1 protein-coding gene and 2 pseudogenes are annotated in these 2,017 nt (G+C 38.5%); 2 read left to right on the forward strand and 1 reads right to left on the reverse strand.

The window, feature by feature from the left end; genetic code table 11:
* Together EDI29_RS22920 and EDI29_RS22560 are read left to right on the forward strand one after the other, a co-directional pair.
* Positions 1–188, forward strand: a 188-nt coding sequence (locus EDI29_RS22920; protein WP_206664378.1) for a hypothetical protein, incomplete at its 5' end; no start/stop codon positions are given.
* Positions 189–467: 279 nt separating this feature from the next.
* A pseudogene (locus EDI29_RS22560) lies at positions 468–695 on the forward strand (helix-turn-helix domain-containing protein); the annotation flags it as partial.
* Between the two features lie 762 nt (positions 696–1,457).
* Here EDI29_RS22560 and EDI29_RS22570 read toward each other — a convergent pair.
* A pseudogene (locus tag EDI29_RS22570) lies at positions 1,458–2,017 on the reverse strand (DUF6236 family protein); the annotation flags it as partial.

The following is a 2,017-nucleotide window of genomic DNA, read 5'->3' on the forward strand; positions in this document are numbered from 1 at the left end:
ATCCTCTTAGTCCTAAGAAAAGTAAAAAATTATGCAGTCTTAATTTTCGAGATAATAGAAATAAATTTATTTCAGTTTCTATGGAACGTAATGAAGAATTACATAGGAAATATAGGAAAAGCAAAGGGCAGCTACATAAAATAAAACTGTCTGATCACATACCTTTTAAAACTGTAATGAAATTATAATCTGCATTAGTCGCGAATAAATAATTTCTCAAGATAGTAGAACACTGGATAGGAAAATAGTACCACTTTGCAGGCATCTACCCTCAAACGCCCAAGCCTTACCAGATGGCCGTTTGAGGGTGGTGAAAAATCACTAACTCAGTATGCTACCGGTCTTTCGCAGAGTATCGCGGTATTATGAGAAGCTATTTAGATCTGACATATCAGCTTGAAAGAGTGAGAGTTACTGGTTTTGATATGGGTGTGTAATTTTTATACAAAAATCAAGCGGTAACTCTCATTCTGCATACTAATAATCCTGTCATAAAATACAAATCAGGTTTACTGAATCTCGCCGAAGATCTCGGAAATGTTTCAAAAGCCTACAAAGTCATGGACGTATCCGATAATACTTTCAATCGCTATCGGGAAATGGCTAAACAAGGTGACGTTGATGCATTAATCAGCCGAAGTCGCTGCAGTCTGAACCTGAAAAACAGAATCGATACGGCAATTGAACTGGTTGTCTTTATATCTTGAGTTTTTTCAGTGGCCTACTTATAAACATACTATCACTGGTACCAGTGCTGTTTCTCAGTAAAGCACAAAAGAACGCGAAAATATCAATGGCCCTGAGGCTTTTTATGCTTAACGCCTTCTTCGTCATATCGCTGGTGACGGTATCGTAGAAAACGACACAAAAATACGGGCTATTCCCTGTATGGCTGGTCTTTGCCGCTATTGGGCTGTTTGTGGTAATGCTGGTGCCAACGATAAAATTTATACGTAAGTATTTAACCGTAGGTGAAAGTCGGGCTGTTATTGTCTCATCCTTCCTGATTGTCTACGCCATTAGATTTCATTGCGTGTTTTCAGATGTGAATGGCAGTGGAGACTCGCTTAATGGACAAAATACAGTCTTGACGTTGTGCTTCCTGTTTGCCTGTCTGCTGGTTTATCTCAGTTGTGCTGGGAGTAAAACATATTCTGGCTCTTATGAATCGTCATCTGCACCACAATCCGATTATTTTAAACCTACTAAAGAATATGAAACACATCTCAAATTGACTACGATATTGCTGTGAAGGGAAGGAGTGTTTTGCTAGATCCAAGGCTGAATATTGTGGAGCGACAGCGTTATCGAGACAGTATTGATAGAAATATTGAAAATAGAATCTAAATATCATTATACATATTTTTCATATCATAAAATATATGATGATTTATTTTTAATATTTACCAACAGGCCGGAGGAGTTACAACTTTTTCGGCCTGTTGGTATGAAATAATTTACCAACGACTATCAATTGATAATAGATACGAATATGGACTCTCGGCTTTGATTTTTCTTCGCTGCTGAATTGACTGAATAGCAGTTGCTGTTAATGATATCCCGGCTCCAGCTACTAATGCTATTGTGCTTGGGATTCCAGCAAGAACTGCTGCAGAAGTTGGCGCTGCGGTGAAGCAAGACACTTTCAGAAATCCACTGAGTCCATCACCCCAACATTGGGCTTTTAACGATTGTTTGAGGCTATTTATAGCAGGTAAGACATTAGATTGATATTGATCTGATACCGCTTGCCGTAATGCTTCTATCGGTAAGTCATGTGGAATATTAGAGGTAAGACTAGCAACTTCACGACGAAAAATAGCTAATTCTTCAATATGGTCATTTTTAAACTTTATTATCTCCTGAACTGTTAAATTTTCAGGCAAAGATACACCTTGAAGCATGAGGTCAACTAGCAAGCTTTGAGTAAGTTCTTGTGGTAATGTTCGTCTTGGACCAGATGCATCGAAGTGGCGTCCCCTCTGTCTGATGGGATTACTGGTTGGTTTACCTTTGC

It is taken from the genome of Pectobacterium polonicum (assembly GCF_005497185.1).
GTDB lineage: Bacteria > Pseudomonadota > Gammaproteobacteria > Enterobacterales > Enterobacteriaceae > Pectobacterium > Pectobacterium polonicum.